This window comes from Sulfitobacter sp. 1A13679, from assembly GCF_043557115.1.
Taxonomy (GTDB): domain Bacteria; phylum Pseudomonadota; class Alphaproteobacteria; order Rhodobacterales; family Rhodobacteraceae; genus Sulfitobacter; species Sulfitobacter faviae.
The window spans coordinates 1-21,783 of sequence record NZ_JBIFFO010000013.1 but is presented as its reverse complement, the minus strand read 5'-3'; the positions used below and the strand labels follow the sequence as shown (position 1 = coordinate 21,783).

Below are 21,783 nucleotides of genomic sequence, written 5' to 3'. Positions count from 1 at the left end.
ATGACCCGCCCGGCCGCAGGCCGGGCAGCGCCGACCCGCCCCCCTGGGGCGGCGCTTTCAGCACCACCCCGCGGGTCGGCGCTGCCCTCCGCGACTTGTCGGCATGCCGTAGTGCCCGCTGAAACGATGGTTTCGCAGGCTGCAATCTTAGATATTCAGGAAGCCGTTAAAGTGGCGGCGCCGCCGGGGGAGGTGGAAAAGACAGGCGTCACCCTGCATGTCTCTACGTATCGACATGACCCGCGAAGGGCCTCATCTTCCGTGAATGTCGCGACGGGGGTGGTTTTACGGCAGGGGTGCTAACGCGCGATAGCCGCAGCGTGCGCCGCCTGCGCAACGAAAAGGGGCGGACCCTTGGCCCGCCCCCTCGTTTTACATGTGGATCGGCCCGTCGCCGCAGGCCAGTGCGGCTTCGCGCACGGCTTCGGAATAGGTCGGGTGCGCGTGGCAGGTCATCGCCAAATCCTGCGCCGAGGCACCGAATTCCATCGCCACGCAGACCTCGTGGATCAGGTCGCCCGCGCCGGGGCCGATGATGTGGCAGCCGAGGATGCGGTCGGTCTCCTTATCGGCGATGAGCTTGACGAAACCGTCGCCGGCAAAGACCGCCTTGGCCCGCGCGTTGCCCATGAAGGAGAACTTGCCGACCTTATAGGGGCGGCCCGCTTCCTTCAGCGTCGCCTCGGTTTCGCCCACGCTGGCGACTTCCGGGTGGGTGTAGATCACGCCGGGGATCACGCCGTAGTTTACATGGCCATGCTTGCCCGCGATGACTTCGGCGGCGGCCATGCCTTCGTCCTCGGCCTTATGCGCCAGCATCGGGCCTTCGATCACGTCACCGATGGCATAGACGCCTTTGACGGAGGTCTCCCAATGCTCGTTGACAGCGATCTGGCCGCGCTCAGTCATCTTGATGCCGAGATCGTCCAGACCCATGCCTTTGACTACCGGCTTGCGGCCTGTGGCGACGAGTACGGCATCGGCTTCGATCTCGTGTTCGCTGTCGTCCTTGCGCAGCTTATAGCTGACCGTGGCTTTGCCCTTGGCGACTTCGGTCTTCTGCACGGCAGCGCCCATGACGAAGTTCAGACCCTGCTTTTTCAGCATCCGCTGGAAGGTCTTTTGCACCTCGGGGTCCATGCCGGGGGTGATCACGTCAAGATATTCGACGACCGTAATCTCGGTGCCGAGACGGGCATAGACGCTGCCCAGTTCCAGCCCGATCACGCCCGCGCCAATCACCACCATCTTCTTGGGGATTTTGCCCAGTTCCAGCGCGCCGGTGGAGGTCACGACGGTCTTCTCATCGACCTCGACGCCCGGCAGCCCTGCGGCTTCAGAGCCGGAGGCGATGATGATGTTCTTGGCCTCATGGACCTCATCGCCGACCTTGACCTTGCCCGCCTCGGGGATCGAACCCCAGCCCTTGAGCCAGTCGATCTTGTTCTTCTTGAACAGAAATTCGATGCCCTTGGTGTTGGTCTCGATCGTCTTGTCTTTGTAGGTCAGCATCTGCTTCCAATCGACGGTCGGCGCTTTCGCCTTCAGACCCATCTCTTCGAAATTATGCTCGGCCTCATGCAGCATATGCGTGGCGTGCAGCAGCGCCTTGGAGGGGATGCAGCCCACGTTGAGGCAGGTGCCGCCGAGGGTCTCACGGCCTTCGACACAGGCGGTTTTCAGGCCCAGTTGCGCGCAACGGATGGCGGCGACATAGCCGCCGGGGCCGGAGCCGATCACGATGACATCATAGCTCGACATGGGGGGTCTCCTTAGCAGTCGGGTGGTGCAGGCAAGGTATGAGGCGCGGGTTTCAGGTGCAAGCGCCGCTGCCTGCGGGTGTTTGGGGATAGGGTTAAACGAGGGCCGCCAGCAGCATCAGCATGGTCGCGGCGAAACCGACGATCCAGATGAACGACCGGTGTGGGCGCAGGCCCATCGCGTAGGCCGGGATATAGAGCAGCCGAGCGATGAGATAGACCCAAGCGCAGGCGGCGGTGAAGGCGGTGTTCTGGGCCGACATCTGCACAACGCCCACGGCGATGCCGAAAAGGATCAGCCCCTCGAAATGGTTGTTCATCGCGCGGCCCAGACGGGCGGTGCGGTCGCTCATGGCCTGCGAAGGCTCACGGTCGCGCGCCGACATGGTGTAGCCGGGGCCAAGCTCGCGGTTGGCGGGCACGGCGTAGAGCACGAATTGCAGCCCTTGCAACAGTGCCGCGAGGGTCAGAACGGTCAGCTCGGCGCTCATGCGGATTTCACGAAATAGGCGGTGGAACTGGTCACGGTGCCCTTGTCATCGCTGCTGAGCGCATCGGAGCGGGCGAGCCAGTCATCGGCCTTTTTGCGGTCGTTCACATCCAAGAGAACGGAGGCTTTGCTGCTGCTGTCGGCGTGTTGCCAGATTTGCAGCACCGAGAGCCCCGCATTGCGCCGCGCCTCGGCATCGGCGTCGAATGCGTCTTTCCAAGCGGCGAAATCGGTGACGTCGAAGTGGCAGATCATCTGCATGGGAATGCCTTTCAGAGCGCGTGGAAATAAAGAACGGCGGTGGCGGCATAGCCTGCGAGCCACGCCAGCGTGCGGATCGTCGGCACGCCGAGGGCGTAGACGATCAAATAGATGATCCGCGCCAGCAAAAAGACCTGTGCGGCGAGCAAGGTGGCGCTGTTGTTGCGGCCCATGATCTCGACCAGCAGCACGGCGGGGGCGAAGATCGCCATGGCCACGACAGAGTTATCAAGCGCGCGGCCCAGACGGGCGGTCATCCCGGTTGTGGTGCGCGTCTCGTCGCGCGAGGACATCAGGTAGCCCATCGAGAGTTGCCGGGTCGCGCCCAACACCTGCAAGAGGATCGTAAGCATGACCAGAAGGCCATAGGCGGCGAGGAGGGTGGTTTCACTCATGGTCTGTGTCCTTTCGCTATGTGGGAAAACCCACGGGTCCACAGGTAGATAGGGCGGGGGTCGCCCCCCGCCCATAGTATCACAGATCCATCAACAGACGGCGCGGATCTTCCAGCATCTCTTTGACGCGGACGAGGAAGGTCACAGCACCTTTGCCGTCGATCAGGCGGTGGTCGTAGCTGAGCGAGATATACATCATCGGACGGATCACGACCTCACCGTTGATCGCCATCGGGCGGTCCTGAATCTTGGCCATGCCGAGGATGCCGGACTGCGGCGGGTTCAGGATCGGCGCGGTCATCAGCGAGCCGTAGACACCGCCGTTGGAGATGGTGAAGGTGCCGCCGGTCATGTCGGCCATGGTCAGCTTGCCGTCACGGGCTTTCTTGCCCATGGCGTTCACGGCCTTCTCGATCTCGGCAAAGGACATCGCGTCGGCGTCTTTGATCACCGGCACCACAAGACCCGTGGGCGTGCCCGCGGCGACGCCCATGTGGACGTAGTTCTTGTAGATCACGTCGGTGCCGTCGATCTCGGCGTTGACCTCGGGGATCTCTTTCAGCGCGTGGCAGCAGGCCTTGGTGAAGAAGGACATGAAGCCCATCCGCACGCCGTGCTTCTTCTCGAAGTCGGCCTTGTAGGCGTTGCGCAGGGCCATGACCTCGGTCATGTCGACCTCGTTGAAGGTCGTCAGGATCGCGGCGGTGTTCTGCGCTTCCTTCAGGCGGCGCGCCATGGTCTGCTTGAGGCGGGTCATCTTGACGCGCTCTTCGCGGGCGGCGTCATCGGGGGCGGAGGCAGCGCGCGGCGCGGCCGGCTTCGCCTCGGCTTTCGGCGCGGAGGCGCCTGCGGCCACGGCTTTGGTCACGTCTTCCTTCATCACGCGACCGTCACGGCCCGAAGCTGTGACCTGATCGCGGCTGATGCCTGCTTCGGCCATCGCTTTCTTGGCGGAAGGCGCGTCTTCGACATCTTTGCCATCGGCGGGCTTGGTCTCAGGCGCGGCACCGGCACCGGATTTGGCGTCTTCACCCTTGGGGGCAGCAGCGCCTGCGCCGGTGGTCAGCGCGGCCAGCGTGGCGGACGCTTCGACTGTGCTGCCTTCTTCGGCAAAGATTTCGGCCAGCACGCCTGCGGCGGGGGCGGGGACTTCGACGCTAACTTTGTCGGTCTCCAACTCGCAGAGCATTTCATCGGCTTCGACCTTGTCGCCGACCTTTTTGAACCAAGTGCTCACAGTCGCTTCGGTCACCGACTCGCCCAAGGTGGGCACCTGCACGTCGATGCTTTGACCTTCGCGGGCGGCGACTTCGGTAGCGCCTGCGTCGATTGCTTTGGGCGCATCGCCGCCACGGTCGGACTGGGAGGCGGCACCGGCATCTTCGGCGGCTTCCTTGGCCTTGGGCGCGGCGGCGGTGCCGCTGTCGCCTTCGCTGACATTGGCCAGAAGGGCGTCGACACCCACGGTGTCGCCTTCCTGCGCCACGATCTCGCTCAGGGTGCCAGCGACGGGGCTGGGCACTTCGACGGTGACCTTGTCGGTTTCCAGCTCGCAGAGCATTTCATCCACCGCAACGGTATCGCCGGGTTTCTTGAACCATGTGGCAACGGTGGCTTCTGTGACGGATTCGCCCAGCGTCGGGACGCGTACTTCGCTTGTCATGGTTTACTTTCCTTTGATGGTCAGCGCCTCGTCAACGAGGGCGGCTTGTTGTGCTTTGTGCTGGCTGGCCAGACCCGTGGCGGGCGAGGCCGAAGTGGCGCGGCCCACATAGGAGGCGCGGCCATGTTTCGCGTCGATGCGGCCCAGAACCCATTCAATATTGGGCTCGATGAAGGACCATGCACCTTGGTTCTTGGGCTCTTCCTGACACCAGATCATCTCGGCCCCTTTGAAGCGTTCCAGCTCCTTCACGGCGGATTGCGCGGGGAAGGGGTAGAACTGCTCGAAGCGCAGGAGGTAGATGTCGTCGATGCCGCGGGCGTCACGCTCTTCCAGCAGGTCGTAATAGACCTTGCCCGAACACATCACCACGCGCTTGATCTCGTCATCCGCGACCAGTTTGGTGTCGGAGTTGCCCTTTTCGGCGTCATCCCAGAGCACTCGGTGGAAGCTTGACCCAGTGGTGAATTCATCGGCCTTGCTGATGGCCAGCTTGTGGCGCAGCAGCGACTTGGGCGTCATCAACATCAGCGGCTTGCGGTAGCTGCGGTGCAGCTGGCGGCGCAGGATGTGGAAGTAGTTGGCGGGCGTGGTGCAGTTCGCCACGATCCAGTTGTCGCCGCCGCACATGGTGAGGAAACGCTCCAGACGGGCCGAGGAGTGCTCGGGCCCCTGACCCTCATAGCCATGCGGCATCAGGCAGACGAGGCCCGACATCCGCAGCCATTTGCTCTCCCCGCTTGAGATGAACTGGTCGAACATGATCTGCGCGCCATTGGCGAAGTCGCCGAACTGCGCCTCCCAAAGCGTCAGCGCATTGGGTTCGGCCAACGAGTAGCCGTATTCAAAGCCCAGCACCGCATATTCGCTGAGCATGGAGTCGATGACCTCATATTCGGCCTGACCTTCGCGGATGTGGTTCAGCGGGTAGTAACGGTCTTCGTTCTCTTGGTTGATGAAGGCCGAGTGCCGTTGGCTGAAGGTGCCGCGCGTGCTGTCCTGACCCGACAGACGGACCTTGTACCCCTCGGTCAGCAGGGAGCCGAAGGCGAGCGCCTCTGCCGTGGCCCAGTCGAAGCCCTCACCGCTTTCGAACATCTTCTTTTTCGCGTCGAGCAGACGGCCGATGGTCTTGTGCAGCGGGAAGCCCTCGGGCGCGGTGGTGATCGCCTTGCCGACATCTTGCAGCGTTTCGGGGGCAATGGCGGTTTTGCCGCGTTGGTAGGACTTGTTCTTTTTGTCCATGCCGGACCACTTGCCGTCGAGCCAGTCGGCCTTGTTCGGGCGGTAGTCTTTCCCGGCCTCGAACTCATCATTCAGATGGTTCTGGAAGGCGGTCTTCATGTCTTCGATCTCACCCTCGGGGATCAGACCGTCGGCCACCAGACGCGAGGTATAAAGGCTCAGCGTGGTTTTCTGTTTCTTGACGCTCTTGTACATCACCGGGTTGGTGAACATCGGCTCATCGCCTTCGTTGTGACCGAAGCGGCGGTAGCAGAAGATGTCGATGACCACGTCCTTGTGGAACTTCTGGCGGAACTCGGTGGCGACGCGGGCGGCGTGGACCACGGCTTCGGGGTCATCGCCGTTGACGTGGAAGATCGGCGCCTCGACCACAAGCGCGTTGTCGGTCGGATAGGGGGAGGAGCGCGAGAAATGCGGCGCGGTGGTGAAACCGATCTGGTTGTTCACCACGATATGCATGGTGCCGCCGGTTTTGTGCCCCTTGAGGCCCGACAGCGCGAAACATTCGGCCACGACACCTTGGCCCGCAAAAGCCGCGTCACCGTGCAGAAGCACGGGCATGACGGCGGTGCGGTCTTCGTCGTTGAGTTGATCCTGCTTGGCGCGGACCTTCCCCAGCACCACGGGGTTCACCGCCTCAAGGTGGGAGGGGTTCGCGGTGAGCGACAGGTGCACGGAGTTGCCGTCAAACTCACGGTCCGAGGAGGCGCCGAGGTGGTATTTCACATCGCCCGAGCCATCCACATCGTCGGGTTTGAAGCTGCCGCCTTGGAATTCGTTAAAGATCGCGCGGTAGGGCTTTTGCATGACGTTGGCAAGGACCGAGAGGCGGCCCCGGTGGGGCATCCCGATGACGATGTCCTTGACGCCCAACTGGCCGCCGCGCTTGATGATCTGCTCCATCGCCGGGACAAGGCTTTCGCCGCCATCGAGGCCGAAACGTTTGGTGCCCATGTATTTGACGTGGAGGAATTTTTCGAAACCTTCGGCTTCGACCAGCTTGCTCAGGATTGCCTTGCGGCCTTCCTTGGTAAAGGCGATTTCCTTGCCGTAGCCTTCGATCCGCTCTTTCAACCAACCGGCCTGTTCGGGGTCGGAGATATGCATATATTGCAGCGCGAAGGTGCCGCAGTAGGTCGAGCGGACGATGCCGACGATCTGCTTCATGGTGGCCACTTCGAGGCCGAGCACATTGTCGATGAAGATCGGGCGGTCCATGTCGGCATCGGTGAAACCGTAGGACTTGGGGTCAAGCTCGGGCTGTTCGCCCATGTCGCGCATGCCCAGAGGGTCGAGCGTGGCGGCGAGGTGGCCACGAATGCGGTAGGCGCGGATCAGCATGAGCGCGCGGATACTGTCGAGCACGGCGGCGCGGATTTGATCGTCGGAAACGGGCACGCCCTTTTCCTCGGCCTTTTTCTTGATCTTCTCGCCTGCGGCCTTCGCCTCGGTCGGTTCGGGCCAGACGCCGGTCAGCGCGCCCATCACCTCGCTCTGCGGGGCGGGGGGCCAATCGGGGCGTGCCCAAGAGGGGCCAGCGGCCTCGGCTTGCGCGGTTTCGGCGTCATCGCCCATCGCCGCAAAGAACGTTTGCCATGCCTCGTCAACCGCGTTGGGATCGTTGGCATAGCGGGCGTACATCGCCTCAAGATATTCCGCGTTGTCGCCTTCCATAAAGGAAGAGGCGTGGAATTGTTCGTTGGCGGGTTGGTCGGTCATTGGGTCACCTTTGTTCGGCGGGGCAGACGGGACAGGGTCAGAATCAGGGTCGGTCTATAGTCAGGCCCGGGGCGGGGGGCCATAGGTATCGAAGGCGGAGGTGCAGGGCCCTGCGAGGCCGCCGGATCGGGCGTTTGCCCGCGGGCCGGCGCCGGGCGAAAGCGGGCAGAGATTGACCGCGGTCTGAATGTGCATCTTGCCCTCCTTCGCTGTCGGCGACGCCGGGTGGTTTTTATCAAGACCCCGCAAAACATAGTGCTTTGCGGAGTGGGTCAATGGGCGGGCCATGGCCCGCCCGGCAGGCATCAGCCTTTGTCGATCGCTTCTTTGACCGCTTCGCCCAGTGTGGCGGGGCTGTCGGCGACCACGATCCCGGCTTCTTTCATCGCTTCGATCTTGCTCTCCGCGTCGCCCTTGCCACCGGCGACGATCGCGCCTGCGTGGCCCATGCGGCGTCCGGGAGGGGCGGTCCGGCCTGCGATGAAACCAGCGGTGGGCTTCCAGCGGCCCTTCTTCTTCTCATCGGCGAGGAACTGTGCCGCTTCCTCTTCGGCGGAGCCGCCGATTTCGCCGATCATGATGATCGACTGTGTTTCGTCATCGGCAAGGAACATCTCCAGCACGTCGATATGCTCGGTCCCTTTGATCGGGTCGCCGCCGATGCCTACGGCGGAGGACTGGCCGAGGCCCATGTCGGTGGTCTGCTTCACGGCCTCATAGGTCAGCGTGCCCGAGCGGGACACGACGCCGACGGAGCCGCGACGGTGGATGTGGCCCGGCATGATGCCGATCTTGCAGGCGTCGGGTGTGATGACACCGGGGCAGTTCGGGCCGATGAGGCGCGACTTGGAACCTTCGAGCGCGCGGGCGACGCGGGCCATGTCGAGCACCGGGATGCCTTCGGTGATGCAGACGATCAGCTCCATCTCGGCGTCGATTGCCTCAAGGATCGAGTCGGCGGCGAAGGGGGGCGGGACGTAGATCACGGAGGCATTGGCCTCGGTCGCGTGTTTGGCTTCGTGCACGGAGTTGAAGACCGGCAGGTCGAGATGCGTTTGACCGCCTTTGCCCGGGGTCACGCCGCCGACCATCTTGGTGCCATAGGCGATGGCCTGTTCGGTGTGGAACGTCCCCTGCGAGCCGGTCAGACCCTGACAGATGACTTTGGTGTTTTCGTTGACTAGTACGGCCATGATTTCTTCCTTGGTCGGTGATGTTTAATCCCGGGGGCAGGCCCCGGGGGCGTCAGACGCGGTGCGCCCGGTTGGTGGGATGGGCCGTGGCAGGCGCAGGGCCGGGCCACAGCAGGATGGCGACGAGGAACATGACCGGGATGCCAAGCTCCCCGATCTCCTCGACGACGAAGGCGGTGCGTTCGGCATCGGCGCTGACCTCGATCCCCAAGGGGGCGAGTTTGCGCGCGATGCCGTCGATCAGTTTGTAAGCGACGGTGAAGCCGATCCCCAGCAGGACGGCCCCCGCCCAAGCGCGGCCCCGAAACAGGGCCGTGAGATAGGGCCGGGCGTGACGCCGAAGCATCAGCAGGATCGCGGTGACGATCAGCGCAAGGATCAGCGCGGCGATTAGCCGCTCGCCCAGCGGGACACCCTCACCGGTATACTGGCGGGCTTTGAACAGGCCGCGGGTGAAAAGGCTTTTGTCGAGGTCCAATTCGCGCGCTGCCATGACCGCCAGCACCAGCGGCAGATACCAGACCCGCAACACCGCGCCGCGCAGGGTCCAGACCAATGCGAGAATGCAAAGGATGTAACCCACGACGGAGAGGCTTTCGTAAAAGCCGCCTTCGGCCAGTAGCGTGGTTTGAGTGGCGGCGGGCAGGCCGTTCACAACGACCATCTGCGCGGCAAAGGCCAGGATCAGGGCAAGGATCACCCACCAGCCCGCGCGGGAAGAGGCAAGCGCCTGTGTCATAGGCCCGCCTTTCGCGGGGCGCTGTCGCGCTTGGCCGCATGTTGAATAAAGGGGGCGAGCGACAGCACGGGCATCAGTAAAGCTGCTCATCTTGATCGACCAGCAGGTCCAGCACCCGCAGGGTCAGCAGGCCCGCGCCCATGATCATCAGGCTGCGGCCGATGGAGCCGGTGAGGTTCGACGGCAGGATCATCGCCAGCCCGTCACGGGATTTCCGCGCTGCGCGGCGCAGCCCGCGGTCGTGGCGACGGCGGTTGACCGGTTCGGGCAGGCGCAGGGCGCCGGGTTGCCATTGCCGGATCAGAATGCCCGCCCCCAATAGCGCAATACCCGTCAAAACGGGGGAGGATTTGGGAGATTGATCCATACTGACCTCATTGCGTGATCGGGTGGGCGCGGCGCGGTGTCGTCGCATCTGCCCCCGCCGCCGCATGGCGGCGGGAACGGTGATATAGGCCATGCCCGCTGCGCGAAGCCCTGCGGGAACGGCCAAAAAGGCTTAGCCTTTGACCGCTTTCACGATCTTCTGCGCGCCATCCTTCAGGTCGTCGGCGGCGATGACGTCGAGACCGGAGTTGTTGATGATCGCCTTGCCTTCTTCGACATTGGTGCCTTCGAGACGGACAACCAGCGGCACTTGCAGGCCGACCTCTTTCACCGCGGCGACAACGCCTTCGGCGATGACGTCACAGCGCATGATGCCGCCGAAGATGTTCACGAGGATGCCTTTGACGTTCTCATCGGAGGTGATGATCTTGAAAGCTTCGGTCACCTTCTCTTTCGTCGCGCCACCGCCCACGTCGAGGAAGTTGGCCGGCTCCGCACCGTAAAGCTTGATGATGTCCATGGTCGCCATCGCAAGGCCCGCGCCGTTCACCATGCAGCCGATCTCACCGTCGAGCGCGATGTAGTTCAGGTCATACTTGGAGGCTTCGAGTTCCTTGGCGTCTTCCTCGGTCTCGTCGCGCAGGTTGGCGATGTCGGGCTGGCGGTACATAGCATTGCCGTCGAAACCAACCTTGGCGTCGAGCACCTTGAGTTCGTTGCCGGGCATGACGATCAGCGGGTTGATCTCGAGCATCTCCATGTCCTTCTCGATGAAGGCTTTGTAGAGTTGACCCATCAGCTTGACGCATTGCTTGACGGCGGCGTCCTCAAGACCCAGCGAGAAGGCAACGCGGCGGCCGTGGTAGGGCTGGTAGCCGGTGGCCGGGTCGACGGAGAAGCTCAGAATTTTCTCAGGTGTCGCTTCGGCGACTTCTTCGATGTCCATGCCGCCTTCGGTGGAGCAGACAAAGGAGATGCGGCTGGTCTGGCGATCAACCAGCAGGGCGAGGTACAGCTCGCGCTCAATGTCGGAGCCGTCTTCGATGTAGATGCGGTTGACCTGTTTGCCTGCCGGGCCGGTCTGGTGCGTGACCAGTGTTTTGCCCAGCATCTTCTTGGCTTCCTCGGCCGCTTCTTCCACGGATTTGGCCAGGCGCACGCCGCCCTTTTCGCCAGCGGCGGCTTCTTTGAAGCTGCCCTTGCCGCGACCGCCTGCGTGAATCTGCGCTTTGACAACCCAGAGGGGCCCGTCCATTTCGCCGGCTGCGTTCTTGGCGTCTTCTGCCTTCAGCACAACGCGGCCGTCGGAGACAGGGGCGCCATAGCTGCGCAGGAGGGCTTTTGCCTGATATTCGTGGATGTTCATGAAAACGGTCCCGTTTCTGTTCCAGTTGCCCCGTAGTATGGGGATGACTTTCGTTCCTGTAAGGGTTTTTTCGGAGAAAGCCGGGTTTGGCCAGCTAAAAATGAGTTTTGTGATCACACGATAATTACGTGTGATCACATTTCCGCTCAGCGGCTCCGAATCGGCTGATTTTTGCTTGAATAAGGGGGGATAGGCCGCCCCACCGGAGGGGCGGACCGGCTGCTTAGCGCGGCATGAGCGCCCAGTAATCGAGGTCAAGAAAAACCTCGGAGCGGTATTTCCCGGCCTCATCGCGCAGCTCGAAGGGGGCGCCGCACTTGGTCGCCACAAGGCGCAGACGCAGCGCACCGACACCGGGGGCCGCAGTCTCGGCCTTATCGAGCACTTCGGTCCAGGCACGGACGGTATCGCCCGCAAGGCAGGGGTTGGCATGGGCGCCGCCGTTCAGCCCCACGACCATTTGCGCATTGGCCAGCCCGTTGAAGGACAGCGCCCGCGCCATGGAGATTACATGGCCGCCATAGATCAGCCGCGAGCCATCGGGGCGGGCGGAGGTGTCGAAATGCACCTTGGCCGTGTTCTGCCACAGGCGCGTGGCCATCATGTGCTCGGCTTCCTCAATCGTAACACCGTCGACATGGTCGATCTTTTCGCCGACCTCATAATCGTCCCAGCGGTGCGGCTCCCCGGCGCGGGCGAAGTCATAATTGGTAAAGTCGAGGCCCTGCGGGATGTGCAATTGATCCACGGTCAGCGCATCGGGCAGGTCCGGCAGGGTGGTTTCGGGCGCGGGGGCGTCGAGGTCACCTTTGCGCACCATGACCCAGCGGACATAGTCGAGCACCGTTTCGTCATTCTGGTTCAACCCGGTGGTGCGGACCCAGACGACGCCGGTCTTGCCATTGGAGTTTTGCTTGAGGCCGATGACCTCGCTTTCCGCGCGCAGCGTGTCGCCGGGCCAGACGGGGCGCAGCCAGCGGCCTTGGGCATAGCCCAGATTGGCCACGGCATTGAGCGAGACATCCGGCACGGTTTTGCCAAAGACGATGTGAAAGGCGATCATATCGTCGAGCGGGCTGGCCTTCAGCCCGCAGGACTGGGCGAAACTGTCGGCGGAATAGAGCGCGTGCCGCGCGGGGTAGAGCGCGTGATAGAGCGCACGTTCGCCCGCGCCGACTGTGCGGGGCACCGCGTGATGCAGCACCTCGCCCAGTTTGTAGTCTTCGAAAAAGCGGCCCCGGTTGGTCTTGCTCATCACTGCTCGCCCAATTTGGTGTCGGGCGAATAGGTGCCGGGGGCGTCTTTCACCACGGCTTGGCCGCAGCGCATGACCCCGGCCTTGTGGTCCCATGTTTGGGTGGGAGAGCCGTAAAGCTCCCAACCTTTGTTCAGCGCGTCGGTGACCTTGTGGCAAAAGGCGGATGTGTCTTCTTCGGAGAGGAAGCGGTAAACTTTCATGGAAGGCTCCGGGATCAATGGGGGAAGGGAAGGACGCCGAGCCATGTGTGAATGCCGGCGACGAGAACGAAGAGGATCGTGGAGATCACGATGAGGCGGATATAGGTGGCGCGGCCTGCGTGGGGCGGAGGTGTCCAGCCCGGCTCGGCGCGGTTGATCAGGATCACTTCGCTCACCGCCCAGCCCAGCATGGTGCCAAAGAGCAGGATGGAGGCGAGATCGCCGTTGACCAGAAGGTGTGCCGTGGCCCAGATTTTCACCGCCAGCAGTTGCGGATGGCGGGTTTTATAGGCGGGCCATGCCTTGGCGCCCTTGGCGGCGCTGGAGCCGAAGACCCAGAAGGCCAGCACCATCAACAGGTTGTTGATGTGGATGAAGAAGCTCGGCGGGGTCCAGACCGGAATGAACTCCGCCGCGCGATAGCCCCAGATGATGAGGGCCAGCGCCACGACCAATGCGGCGGCCACCGCGCCCCGGCCCGCGGTGCCCATCTGCGCCCGTTGGGCAGGCATCAGGCGTTTGAAGAGATGGGCCCCGATCCAAAGGATCAGGCCGAGGATGAGGATTGTCATGGCGAAGGCTCCGGGCTCATGGCTGCAATTGCCGCCAGTTTTGCCAGTGTTTCGCGGGCGGTGGCAACATGGAGATTTTCCACGATTTTACCATCGACGACCGCCACGCCCTGACCTGCGGCCTGCGCCTCTTCATAGGCGTCGATCTGGCGGCGGGCGAGGGCGGCTTCTTCCTCTGACGGGGTGAAGGCCGCATTCGCGATGTCGAGCTGCGCGGGGTGGATCAGCGTTTTGCCGTCGAACCCCATGTCGCGGCCCTGTTCGCATTCGGCGCGCAGCCCGTCTTCGTCTTTGAACGCATTATACACCCCGTCGATGATCGCCACGCCATGCGCTTTGGCGGCCAGCAGGCAAAGCCCGAGGCCGGTGATCAGCGGCAGCCGGTCGGGGCGGAAGCGGGTTTGCAGGTCTTTCGCCAGATCGTTGGTGCCCATGACCATGGCCTGCAACTGGCGGTGTCCGGCGATGGCGGCGGCGTTGAGCATGGCGCCGGGGGTTTCCATCATCGCCCAAAGGGGGATGTCGCCCACGATCTCGGCCAGCGCTTCGAGATCGGCGGGGGAGCCGACTTTGGGCAGGAGAATCGCATCGGGGTTCATTGCGGCGGCGGCGCGGGCGTCATCGGCGCCCCATTCGGTATCGAGCCCGTTGATCCGCACCACCCGCATCCGCGCGCCGTAGCCGCCTTCGGCCAGTGCCTCGGCCAATGTTTCACGTGCAGCGACCTTCTCATCGGGGGAGACGGCATCTTCGAGGTCGAAGATCACCGCGTCGCAGGCCAATCCGCGGGCTTTGTCCAAGGCACGGGGCTTGGAGCCCGGAATGTAGAGAACGGAACGCAGGGGGCGGGTTGTGGCGGTCATGAAAGGCTCCTCGGGCAGGGCGGCGTACTGGCCGCCTAACATTATTGCGCACAGAGGGGCATTTTTGTGCGAAAACTTCAAGGCAAAACATGCCGCGACGCAGCGAAGCTGTTGCGGTGATTTCCGCGCGGCGGATTAACCAGTCTTTCAGCCTTGGGGCGCACTGTCAGTTGCATCGCATCTGCGGCAGTTTCCAGCGCAGCGGATGCAATCATTTCAACCAAGGCTGCTTTGGGGGCCGGTGCGAAAGACGGCGCATTGCCATCCACCAAGGATCACGCCTTTCGATGCGAAGGCAGATGCTATGACAGGTTTCGTTAAATTTCTTCACCTCGCGGCGCTCACCGCGGCTTCGGCGATTGTGCTGGCCACCACGACCGAGGCGCAGACGCCGCGCAATTGCGCGCCGCGCGATCATGTGGTGCTGCGGCTAGCGGATGGGTATGGCGAGACGCGCCAGTCCATGGGGCTGGGCGGCGATAATGCGGTGGTTGAGGTTTTCGCCTCTGACCAGACGGGCAGTTGGACGATCACGGTCACCGGGGTCAACGGTATCACCTGTCTTGTCGCCTCGGGCCAAGGGTTCGAGGCGCTGGCGGAGGAGTTGCCCGCCAAGGGCGAAGACGCCTGAGGGCGGAATATATCGGGGAAGCGCGGGCGGCCTAGGGCCGCCTTTTCTATGTTTGGGGCCTGCCGCTGCTTGGGCGAAGTCCCGCCATTTATTTGTGCCGCTGTGGAACTGGAGAGGGCCATCCGGGTTGTGGTTCCAGAAGAGCAAGCAACGCTCATTTTTGGAAGGAGACCTACAATGAAACGTTTTCTGAGCACGACGGCCATCGTATTGACCATGACCGGCGCAGCCTTTGCTGACGCGCATTCCGAAGGCTTTGGCAACGTTGCCGTAGAGCAGACAGATTTCCTTGCATCCGACCTGATCGGCATGCGCATCTACAACTCCGAAGCCGAAGTTGACGCGGCCACCCCCGTTGCCGATGGCGCCGAGCAGGAGTGGGATGATATTGGTGAAATTAACGACATCATCGTCTCGCAGGACGGCGAAGTGACTGCCGTTATCCTCGGCATCGGCGGCTTCCTTGGCATGGGCGAACGTGACGTTTCCATCTCCATGGACAAGATTCGCATCCTGAACGACGAAGGCGGCGAGCGCTTCCTCGTTGTGAACACCTCGAAAGAGATGCTGGAGCAGGCGCCTGAGTTCGAACGTCCCATGATGGATGGCGAGCGGATGGAAGGCGACGCCATGAACGAGACTGACGCGAACGTCACCGTGATCAATGGCGAGACCGAAGCCGAAGAGATGGCGAACGATATCGAAGCCGAGACCGAGGAAATGGCCAATGACGTAGAGGCCGAGACCGAGGAACTGGTGCAAGACACCGAGAACACGGCCGAGAACCTTGAAGCCGAGACCGAAGAGATGGCCAATGACGTAGAGGCCGAATCCGAGGAAATGGCGCAAGAAGCCGAAACCATGATGGAGAACGCCGAAGCCGAGACAGAAGAAGCTGTCAACGAAGCCGAAGCCAACACCACCGTGATCACAGGTGACGAAACCGTTGAGCGTGAACTGCTGCCGCGCCCCGAAGTTGAGCGTGAAGGCTATGCCAACGCCGAAGCCGAGATGATCGAGCAGATGAGCGCCGAAGACCTCGAAGGCTCCTATGTCTATGGCGCCAACGATGAGACCGTCGGTGAAATCGACTCGCTGCTGATCGGCGACAACGGCCAGATTGACCGTGTGGTCATCAACGTGGGCGGTTTCCTTGGTCTGGGCGAAAAGCCGGTGGCCGTGACATTTGACGAACTTCAGGTTCTGCAAAACGTGGAAGGCGACGACGTGCGCATCTACATCGACAGCACCGAAGAGCGTCTGGAATCGCAGCCTGAGTACCAAGGCGACTAATTCTTCGCCTTAAAGTTCAGCAATTGGCCGCCCCTCGGGGCGGCCTTTTTCGTGGTGAGAGCAGCGGTTAGCCGCCCGCCAATGCTGCAACTTGCACGGGACCGTGCATTTCGGTATCTCCGGCGCAAATGAAACCTCTGTCGGAGACATGACCATGGCCAGACCCAAAATCGCGCTTATTGGCGCGGGGCAAATCGGCGGCACTCTCGCCCATCTCGCAGCGTTGAAAGAATTGGGCGATGTCGTCCTGTTCGACATTGCCGAGGGCACCCCTGAGGGCAAAGCTCTTGATATCGCGTCGTCGGGCCCCTCGGGCAAGTTCGACGCCACCATGTCGGGCACGCAAGACTACGCCGACATCGCGGGCGCGGACGTCTGCATCGTCACCGCCGGTGTGGCGCGCAAGCCGGGCATGAGCCGCGATGACCTGCTGGGCATCAACCTCAAGGTTATGAAATCCGTGGGCGAGGGCATTGCCAAGCACGCCCCCGACGCCTTCGTGATCTGCATCACCAACCCGCTCGATGCGATGGTCTGGGCGCTGCGCGAATTCTCGGGCCTGCCGCACAACAAGGTTTGCGGCATGGCTGGCGTGCTGGATAGCGCGCGTTTCCGCCACTTCCTCGCAACCGAGTTCAACGTCTCGATGAAAGACGTCACTGCCTTCGTTCTGGGCGGTCACGGCGACACGATGGTGCCGCTGGTGCGTTACTCCACCGTCGCAGGCATCCCGCTGCCGGATCTGGTTAAGATGGGCTGGACCACGCAGGACAAGCTCGATGCGATCGTGCAGCGTACCCGTGACGGCGGCGCCGAGATCGTGGGCCTGCTGAAGACCGGGTCGGCTTTCTATGCGCCCGCCACGTCGGCAATCGAGATGGCCGAAGCCTATCTCAAGGACCAGAAACGCGTGCTGCCTGCGGCGGCGCATGTCGATGGGGCCTACGGCTTGAACGGCTTCTACGTTGGCGTGCCCACCGTGATCGGCGCAGGCGGTGTTGAGCGTGTCGTCGAGATTTCGATGAACAAAGACGAGCAGGCGATGTTCGACAACTCCGTTAACGCGGTCAAAGGTCTGGTCGAAGCTTGCAAAGGCATCGACGAGAGCCTCGCCTAAGCCTCAAGGCATATGAGTTCGAAAGCGCGTCCCAATCGGGGCGCGCTTTTTCGTTCGGGGGTGGGGTAGGTTTGTGATCACACGATAATCTGCTGTGATCACAAAAACGGGCAGGACCACATCACTCTGTCATTTTTCCACCGAAACACCGGCCAAACCCCGCAGATTCCCCGCAGTTCCCCGTGACAGTCCTGTAAAAACCGCTATCAAGATGCAAAGCACAGGACAAAGCACAGGACAAAGGACCGCGCCATGGCCGATGTGAACCGGGGTAACCGCCCGCTATCCCCGCATTTGACGATTTATCGCCCCCAATTGACTTCCATGACGTCGATTCTCACCCGGATCACCGGCAACGCGATGCTGATCACCGCGCTGCTGATCGTGTGGTGGTTCCTCGCCGCGGCCACGTCGCTTGAGTATTTCGACACGGTGAACGGGATCATGACCAGCTGGTTCGGTGATCTGGTCTTTACCCTGTCGCTCTTGGGCCTGTGGTATCACACGCTGGCCGGTGTGCGGCACCTGATCTGGGACACGGGCCGCATGCTCGATATCCCCACCGCGGAAAAGCTGGGCTGGACCGTGCTGATCGGATCGGTCGTGCTGACCATCCTGACCATCATCATCGTTTGAGGAGCGACACCATGGCATACATGACAGATCGCAAACGCGCCCGCGGCCTTGGCTCGGCGAAAACCGGCACCGCGCATTTCTGGGCGATGAAAGTCTCTTCGCTGGCGCTGTTGGTGCTGATCCCGCTGTTCGTCTTTACCTTCGGCAGCGCGCTTGGCGGCACATATGAAGAGATCCTTGCCTATTACGCGCGTCCTTTCCCGGCCATCGTGGCGGCGCTGACGCTGATCGTGGGCTTTAAACATTTCAATGACGGCGTGCAGGTGCTGATCGAGGACTATGTCCATGGGCTGGCCAACAAAGTCGCCCTCATCGTGATGACCATCATCAGCTACGGCGCAGCAGCGGTCGGCGTTTTCGCCATCGCCAAGCTCGCCCTGTAACAATACGCCCAAACGGGAGACCGATTAAATGGCAGCATATGAATACGAAACCCACGAATATGACGTTGTCGTGGTGGGGGCAGGCGGTGCTGGTCTGCGCGCGACTTTGGGCATGGCGGAGCAGGGGCTGCGCACGGCCTGTATCTCTAAGGTGTTCCCGACCCGCAGCCACACCGTGGCCGCGCAGGGCGGCATCGCCGCGTCCTTGAGCAACATGGGCCCCGACAACTGGCAGTGGCATATGTATGACACGGTCAAGGGCTCGGACTGGCTGGGCGATACCGACGCGATGGAATACCTCGCCCGCGAAGCGCCCAAGGCGGTTTACGAGCTTGAGCATTACGGCGTGCCCTTCTCGCGCACCGAAGAGGGCAAAATCTACCAGCGTCCTTTCGGCGGCCACACCACCGAATTTGGCGAAGGCCCGCCCGTGCAGCGTACCTGCGCCGCCGCTGACCGGACTGGCCACGCGATCCTGCACACGCTCTACGGCCAGTCGCTGAAGCAAAGCGCGGAATTCTTCATCGAGTATTTCGCCATCGACCTGATCATGTCGGACGACGGTGTCTGCCAAGGTGTGCTCTGCTGGAAGCTTGACGACGGCACCATGCATCTGTTCAGCGCCAAGATGGTGGTGCTGGCGACAGGCGGCTATGGCCGCGCGTACTTCTCGGCCACCTCCGCACATACCTGCACCGGCGACGGCGGCGGCATGGCAGCCCGTGCGGGTCTGCCGCTGCAAGACATGGAGTTCGTCCAGTTCCACCCCACCGGCATCTACGGCGCGGGCTGCCTGATCACCGAAGGTGCGCGCGGCGAGGGGGGCTACCTCACTAACTCCGAAGGCGAGCGCTTCATGGAGCGCTATGCGCCGACCTATAAGGATCTGGCGTCGCGCGACGTGGTCTCGCGCTGCATGACCATGGAAATCCGCGAAGGCCGCGGCGTGGGTGAGAACAAGGATCACATCCACCTGCACCTCAACCACCTGCCGCCGGAGACGCTGGACCTGCGCCTGCCGGGCATCTCGGAATCCGCACGCATCTTTGCCGGTGTGGACCTCACGAAAGAGCCGATCCCGGTGCTGCCCACCGTGCACTACAACATGGGCGGCATCCCCACGAACTACTGGGGCGAGGTGCTGAACCCGACCGCCGACAACCCCGATGCCGTAGCACCCGGCCTGATGGCTGTGGGCGAGGCGGGCTGTGCCTCGGTACATGGGGCGAACCGTCTGGGTTCCAACTCGCTCATCGACCTCGTGGTCTTTGGCCGCGCCGCCGCGATCCGTGCGGCCAAGATCGTCGACGCCGACAGCCCGGTGCCCGCGCCGAACCTCAAATCGGTCGAGAAGGCTTTCGATCGCTTCGACGGTCTGCGCAATGCCAAGGGCGGCACGCCGACAGCCGAACTGCGCCTTGAGATGCAAAAGACCATGCAGGCCGATGCCGCCGTCTTCCGCACCGACAAGACGCTGGAGGAAGGCCGCAAGAAGATGATCGACGTGGCCGACAAGCTGAACGATCTGCATGTAACCGACCGCAGCCTCGTGTGGAACTCCGACCTGATGGAGACGCTGGAGCTGACCAACCTGATGCCCAACGCCACCGCCACGATCACCGCCGCCGCCGCGCGGAAAGAGAGCCGGGGCGCGCATGCGCATGAGGATTACCCGGACCGGAACGACGACGAATGGCGCAAACATTCGCTGGCGTGGTTCGACGGTAACGATGCCAAGCTGACCTACCGCGCCGTGCACCTTGATCCGCTGACCAAAGAGGATGAAGGCGGCATCGACATGAAAAAGATCGCCCCCAAGGCACGGGTGTATTGATGGTCCGCACAGCACTCATCGCGGCCACACTGCTCGGCCTGTCGGCCTGTGTCGAGGTTCAGCAGGCGGTGGATGACACCGCCCGCCAGACCTCCAAAGGCGTGGTGACCGAGGTTCTGGCCACCCGTTTCCCGCAGGTGCCGAAAGAGCTGATCACCCCCTTCACCGATTGCATCATCGACAATGCCGACGCGCTGGAGCTGCGCGAATTGGCCCGCGCCACCGTGGTTGGCGTGGATGACACAACAGCGGGCACCGTGCGCACCATCCTGTCGCGCCCCGAGACCCGTACCTGCCTGCTGGCCGCCGCGCCCGCAGCCGGTCTGACGCTTTAGGAGACGCATAATGGTTCAACTGACGCTTCCGAAAAACTCCCGCATGACCAGCGGTAAGACATGGCCTAAGCCCGAAGGGGCGACCAACCTGCGCGAGTTCCACATCTATCGCTGGAACCCCGACGACGGGAAGAACCCGGCGCTCGACACCTATTTCGTCGATATGGACGATTGCGGGCCGATGATTCTCGACGCGTTGATCAAGATCAAGAACGAGATCGACCCGACGCTGACCTTCCGCCGCTCCTGCCGCGAGGGCATCTGTGGCTCTTGCGCGATGAACATCGACGGGATCAACACGCTGGCCTGCACTTACGGCATGGAAGAGATCAACGGCGTGGTGAAGATCTACCCGCTGCCGCATATGCCGGTGGTTAAGGACCTGATCCCCGATCTGACCCACTTCTACGCCCAGCACGCCAGCATCCAGCCGTGGCTGGAGACCGATACGCCCGAGCCGCGCAAGGAGTGGAAACAGTCGATCGACGACCGCGCCAAGCTCGACGGTCTGTATGAGTGCATCATGTGCGCCTGTTGCTCGACTTCCTGCCCCAGCTACTGGTGGAACGGCGACCGCTACCTCGGGCCAGCGGCCCTGCTGCATGCCTACCGCTGGATCATCGACAGCCGGGACGAGGCGACGGGCGAGCGTCTGGATGACCTCGAAGACCCCTTCAAGCTCTACCGCTGCCACACAATCATGAACTGTGCCAAGACCTGCCCCAAGGGGCTGAACCCGGCGGCGGCGATCGCCAACATCAAGAAACTGATGGTCGAGCGCACCGTCTGATCCCCCAAGCTGACAGGAAGGCCCGGCCAAGCGCCGGGCCTTTGGTTTTTCCCATGATCCTGCCCTTTGTCATCGTTATCGTCTTTGTGATCGTGCTGATCTTTGCCCGTCGCAACGCGCCCACGCGGGACTGCCGCTGGCGCGAAGACCGGGCGGGGGACAAGGGCGCGCTGCGCAAATACCACTGCGTCGCCTGCGGGGCCGAAGCCTACCGCAGCGAAGGCCCGCCCGACCGCTGCCTCAAAGGGCTCGACACCCCGCGTCTGTGACTTGCTTTTGCCCCCAGCCCGCCGCAAGCTTGCGGGAACAGGGGAGGCAGCAATGGGTGAGCGTTTCAAAGCAGATGTGATCGTCGTGGGGGCGGGTCTGGCCGGCATGATCGCCGCCCATGAGGTCGTGCTACGCGGCCGCCGCGTGCTGCTCATGGACCAAGAAGGCCCGCAAAGCCTCGGCGGGCAGGCGTTCTGGTCGCTCGGCGGTCTCTTCATGGTCGACACGCCCGAACAGCGCCGCATGGGCATCCGCGACAGCGCGGAACTCGCCTATCGCGACTGGATGGGCTCGGCGCAGTTCGACCGGGCAGAGGACGCCAATCCCCGCAAGCTCGCGCAAGGGTTCATCGACTGGGCGGCAGGCTGTTGATTGTCACTGAGAACTGACCCGGTATTTTCACCGAGATTTGACCCACCCTCAGTTATGCGTCGTGGTTTATG

Annotated in this window: 24 protein-coding genes and 1 pseudogene; 10 read left to right on the top strand and 15 right to left on the bottom strand. The window is 62.6% G+C overall.

Annotation, left to right across the window (positions count from 1 at the left end; translation table 11 throughout):
- Positions 1-372 precede the first annotated feature (372 nt).
- The 15 genes from lpdA to ACGYLA_RS11435 all read right to left on the bottom strand — a co-directional run bounded on the left by lpdA (position 373) and on the right by ACGYLA_RS11435 (position 14,323).
- Positions 373-1,761, bottom strand: coding sequence for a dihydrolipoyl dehydrogenase (lpdA, locus tag ACGYLA_RS11505; RefSeq protein ID WP_394432534.1), 1,389 nt, complete (start codon positions 1,759-1,761; stop codon positions 373-375).
- Positions 1,762-1,855: 94 nt separating this feature from the next.
- Entirely contained in the window at positions 1,856-2,251 is a 396-nt protein-coding gene (locus ACGYLA_RS11500) for an MAPEG family protein (protein ID WP_394432532.1), read from the bottom strand.
- Complete coding sequence (locus ACGYLA_RS11495) at positions 2,248-2,511, bottom strand: hypothetical protein (protein WP_271689334.1); 264 nt, start codon at positions 2,509-2,511, stop codon at positions 2,248-2,250. Before ACGYLA_RS11495 ends, ACGYLA_RS11500 begins: the two co-directional genes overlap by 4 nt.
- Before the next feature lie 11 nt (positions 2,512-2,522).
- On the bottom strand, positions 2,523-2,906 hold the full coding sequence (locus ACGYLA_RS11490) for an MAPEG family protein (protein ID WP_271691987.1): 384 nt from the start codon (positions 2,904-2,906) through the stop codon (positions 2,523-2,525).
- Between the two features lie 79 nt (positions 2,907-2,985).
- The gene (gene odhB, locus ACGYLA_RS11485; protein ID WP_394432530.1) at positions 2,986-4,569 is read right to left on the bottom strand and encodes a 2-oxoglutarate dehydrogenase complex dihydrolipoyllysine-residue succinyltransferase; all 1,584 of its coding nucleotides are present in this window, start codon (positions 4,567-4,569) and stop codon (positions 2,986-2,988) included.
- Positions 4,570-4,572: 3 nt separating this feature from the next.
- Positions 4,573-7,533: a 2-oxoglutarate dehydrogenase E1 component gene (locus ACGYLA_RS11480; RefSeq protein ID WP_394432527.1), complete on the bottom strand. Its 2,961-nt coding sequence runs from the start codon at positions 7,531-7,533 to the stop codon at positions 4,573-4,575.
- A 305-nt stretch (positions 7,534-7,838) separates the two neighbouring features.
- Complete coding sequence (gene sucD / locus ACGYLA_RS11475) at positions 7,839-8,726, bottom strand: succinate--CoA ligase subunit alpha (RefSeq protein ID WP_067261915.1); 888 nt, start codon at positions 8,724-8,726, stop codon at positions 7,839-7,841.
- Positions 8,727-8,778: 52 nt separating this feature from the next.
- Positions 8,779-9,465 carry a hypothetical protein gene (locus ACGYLA_RS11470; protein ID WP_394432525.1) on the bottom strand — a complete coding sequence of 229 codons (687 nt, stop codon included), beginning with the start codon at positions 9,463-9,465 and terminating at the stop codon, positions 8,779-8,781.
- A gap of 73 nt (positions 9,466-9,538) precedes the next feature.
- The gene (locus ACGYLA_RS11465; RefSeq protein WP_394432523.1) at positions 9,539-9,832 is read right to left on the bottom strand and encodes a hypothetical protein; all 294 of its coding nucleotides are present in this window, start codon (positions 9,830-9,832) and stop codon (positions 9,539-9,541) included.
- A gap of 132 nt (positions 9,833-9,964) precedes the next feature.
- Entirely contained in the window at positions 9,965-11,158 is a 1,194-nt protein-coding gene (gene sucC / locus ACGYLA_RS11460; protein WP_394432521.1) for an ADP-forming succinate--CoA ligase subunit beta, read from the bottom strand.
- A 223-nt stretch (positions 11,159-11,381) separates the two neighbouring features.
- Positions 11,382-12,413 (bottom strand): MaoC family dehydratase, encoded by a 1,032-nt coding sequence (locus ACGYLA_RS11455; RefSeq protein WP_394432519.1) that lies wholly within the window; start codon positions 12,411-12,413, stop codon positions 11,382-11,384.
- Complete coding sequence (locus ACGYLA_RS11450) at positions 12,413-12,616, bottom strand: DUF1737 domain-containing protein (RefSeq protein ID WP_067261906.1); 204 nt, start codon at positions 12,614-12,616, stop codon at positions 12,413-12,415. The genes ACGYLA_RS11455 and ACGYLA_RS11450 overlap by 1 nt, the downstream gene beginning before the upstream one ends.
- 14 nt (positions 12,617-12,630) lie before the next feature.
- The gene (locus ACGYLA_RS11445; RefSeq protein ID WP_394432517.1) at positions 12,631-13,188 is read right to left on the bottom strand and encodes an NnrU family protein; all 558 of its coding nucleotides are present in this window, start codon (positions 13,186-13,188) and stop codon (positions 12,631-12,633) included.
- Positions 13,185-14,051, bottom strand: a complete 867-nt coding sequence (locus ACGYLA_RS11440) for an HpcH/HpaI aldolase/citrate lyase family protein (protein ID WP_394432515.1) — start codon at positions 14,049-14,051, stop codon at positions 13,185-13,187. Before ACGYLA_RS11440 ends, ACGYLA_RS11445 begins: the two co-directional genes overlap by 4 nt.
- A gap of 77 nt (positions 14,052-14,128) precedes the next feature.
- A complete protein-coding gene (locus tag ACGYLA_RS11435; RefSeq protein WP_394432513.1) occupies positions 14,129-14,323 on the bottom strand; it encodes a hypothetical protein in 195 nt (64 codons plus the stop codon).
- Positions 14,324-14,355: 32 nt separating this feature from the next.
- Here ACGYLA_RS11435 and ACGYLA_RS11430 point away from each other — a divergent pair, with 32 nt between their 5' ends.
- The 10 genes and pseudogenes from ACGYLA_RS11430 to ACGYLA_RS11385 all read left to right on the top strand — a co-directional run.
- The gene (locus tag ACGYLA_RS11430) at positions 14,356-14,682 is read left to right on the top strand and encodes a hypothetical protein (protein WP_067261901.1); all 327 of its coding nucleotides are present in this window, start codon (positions 14,356-14,358) and stop codon (positions 14,680-14,682) included.
- A 177-nt stretch (positions 14,683-14,859) separates the two neighbouring features.
- Positions 14,860-15,975, top strand: a complete 1,116-nt coding sequence (locus tag ACGYLA_RS11425; protein WP_394432511.1) for a PRC-barrel domain-containing protein — start codon at positions 14,860-14,862, stop codon at positions 15,973-15,975.
- Positions 15,976-16,129: 154 nt separating this feature from the next.
- A complete protein-coding gene (mdh, locus tag ACGYLA_RS11420; RefSeq protein WP_067261933.1) occupies positions 16,130-17,092 on the top strand; it encodes a malate dehydrogenase in 963 nt (320 codons plus the stop codon).
- Between the two features lie 252 nt (positions 17,093-17,344).
- Positions 17,345-17,728 carry a succinate dehydrogenase, cytochrome b556 subunit gene (gene sdhC, locus ACGYLA_RS11415; protein ID WP_067261898.1) on the top strand — a complete coding sequence of 128 codons (384 nt, stop codon included), beginning with the start codon at positions 17,345-17,347 and terminating at the stop codon, positions 17,726-17,728.
- Between the two features lie 11 nt (positions 17,729-17,739).
- Positions 17,740-18,111, top strand: a complete 372-nt coding sequence (sdhD, locus tag ACGYLA_RS11410) for a succinate dehydrogenase, hydrophobic membrane anchor protein (protein WP_132446572.1) — start codon at positions 17,740-17,742, stop codon at positions 18,109-18,111.
- Positions 18,112-18,139: 28 nt separating this feature from the next.
- A complete protein-coding gene (sdhA, locus tag ACGYLA_RS11405) occupies positions 18,140-19,945 on the top strand; it encodes a succinate dehydrogenase flavoprotein subunit (RefSeq protein ID WP_209217448.1) in 1,806 nt (601 codons plus the stop codon).
- The gene (locus ACGYLA_RS11400) at positions 19,945-20,280 is read left to right on the top strand and encodes a hypothetical protein (RefSeq protein WP_067261893.1); all 336 of its coding nucleotides are present in this window, start codon (positions 19,945-19,947) and stop codon (positions 20,278-20,280) included. The genes sdhA and ACGYLA_RS11400 overlap by 1 nt, the downstream gene beginning before the upstream one ends.
- A gap of 10 nt (positions 20,281-20,290) precedes the next feature.
- The gene (locus ACGYLA_RS11395) at positions 20,291-21,070 is read left to right on the top strand and encodes a succinate dehydrogenase iron-sulfur subunit (RefSeq protein ID WP_067261891.1); all 780 of its coding nucleotides are present in this window, start codon (positions 20,291-20,293) and stop codon (positions 21,068-21,070) included.
- Between the two features lie 53 nt (positions 21,071-21,123).
- Positions 21,124-21,339, top strand: a complete 216-nt coding sequence (locus tag ACGYLA_RS11390) for a hypothetical protein (protein WP_067261889.1) — start codon at positions 21,124-21,126, stop codon at positions 21,337-21,339.
- 52 nt (positions 21,340-21,391) lie between these two features.
- A pseudogene (locus ACGYLA_RS11385) lies at positions 21,392-21,706 on the top strand (FAD-binding protein); the annotation flags it as partial.
- Between the last annotated feature and the right edge of the window lie 77 nt (positions 21,707-21,783).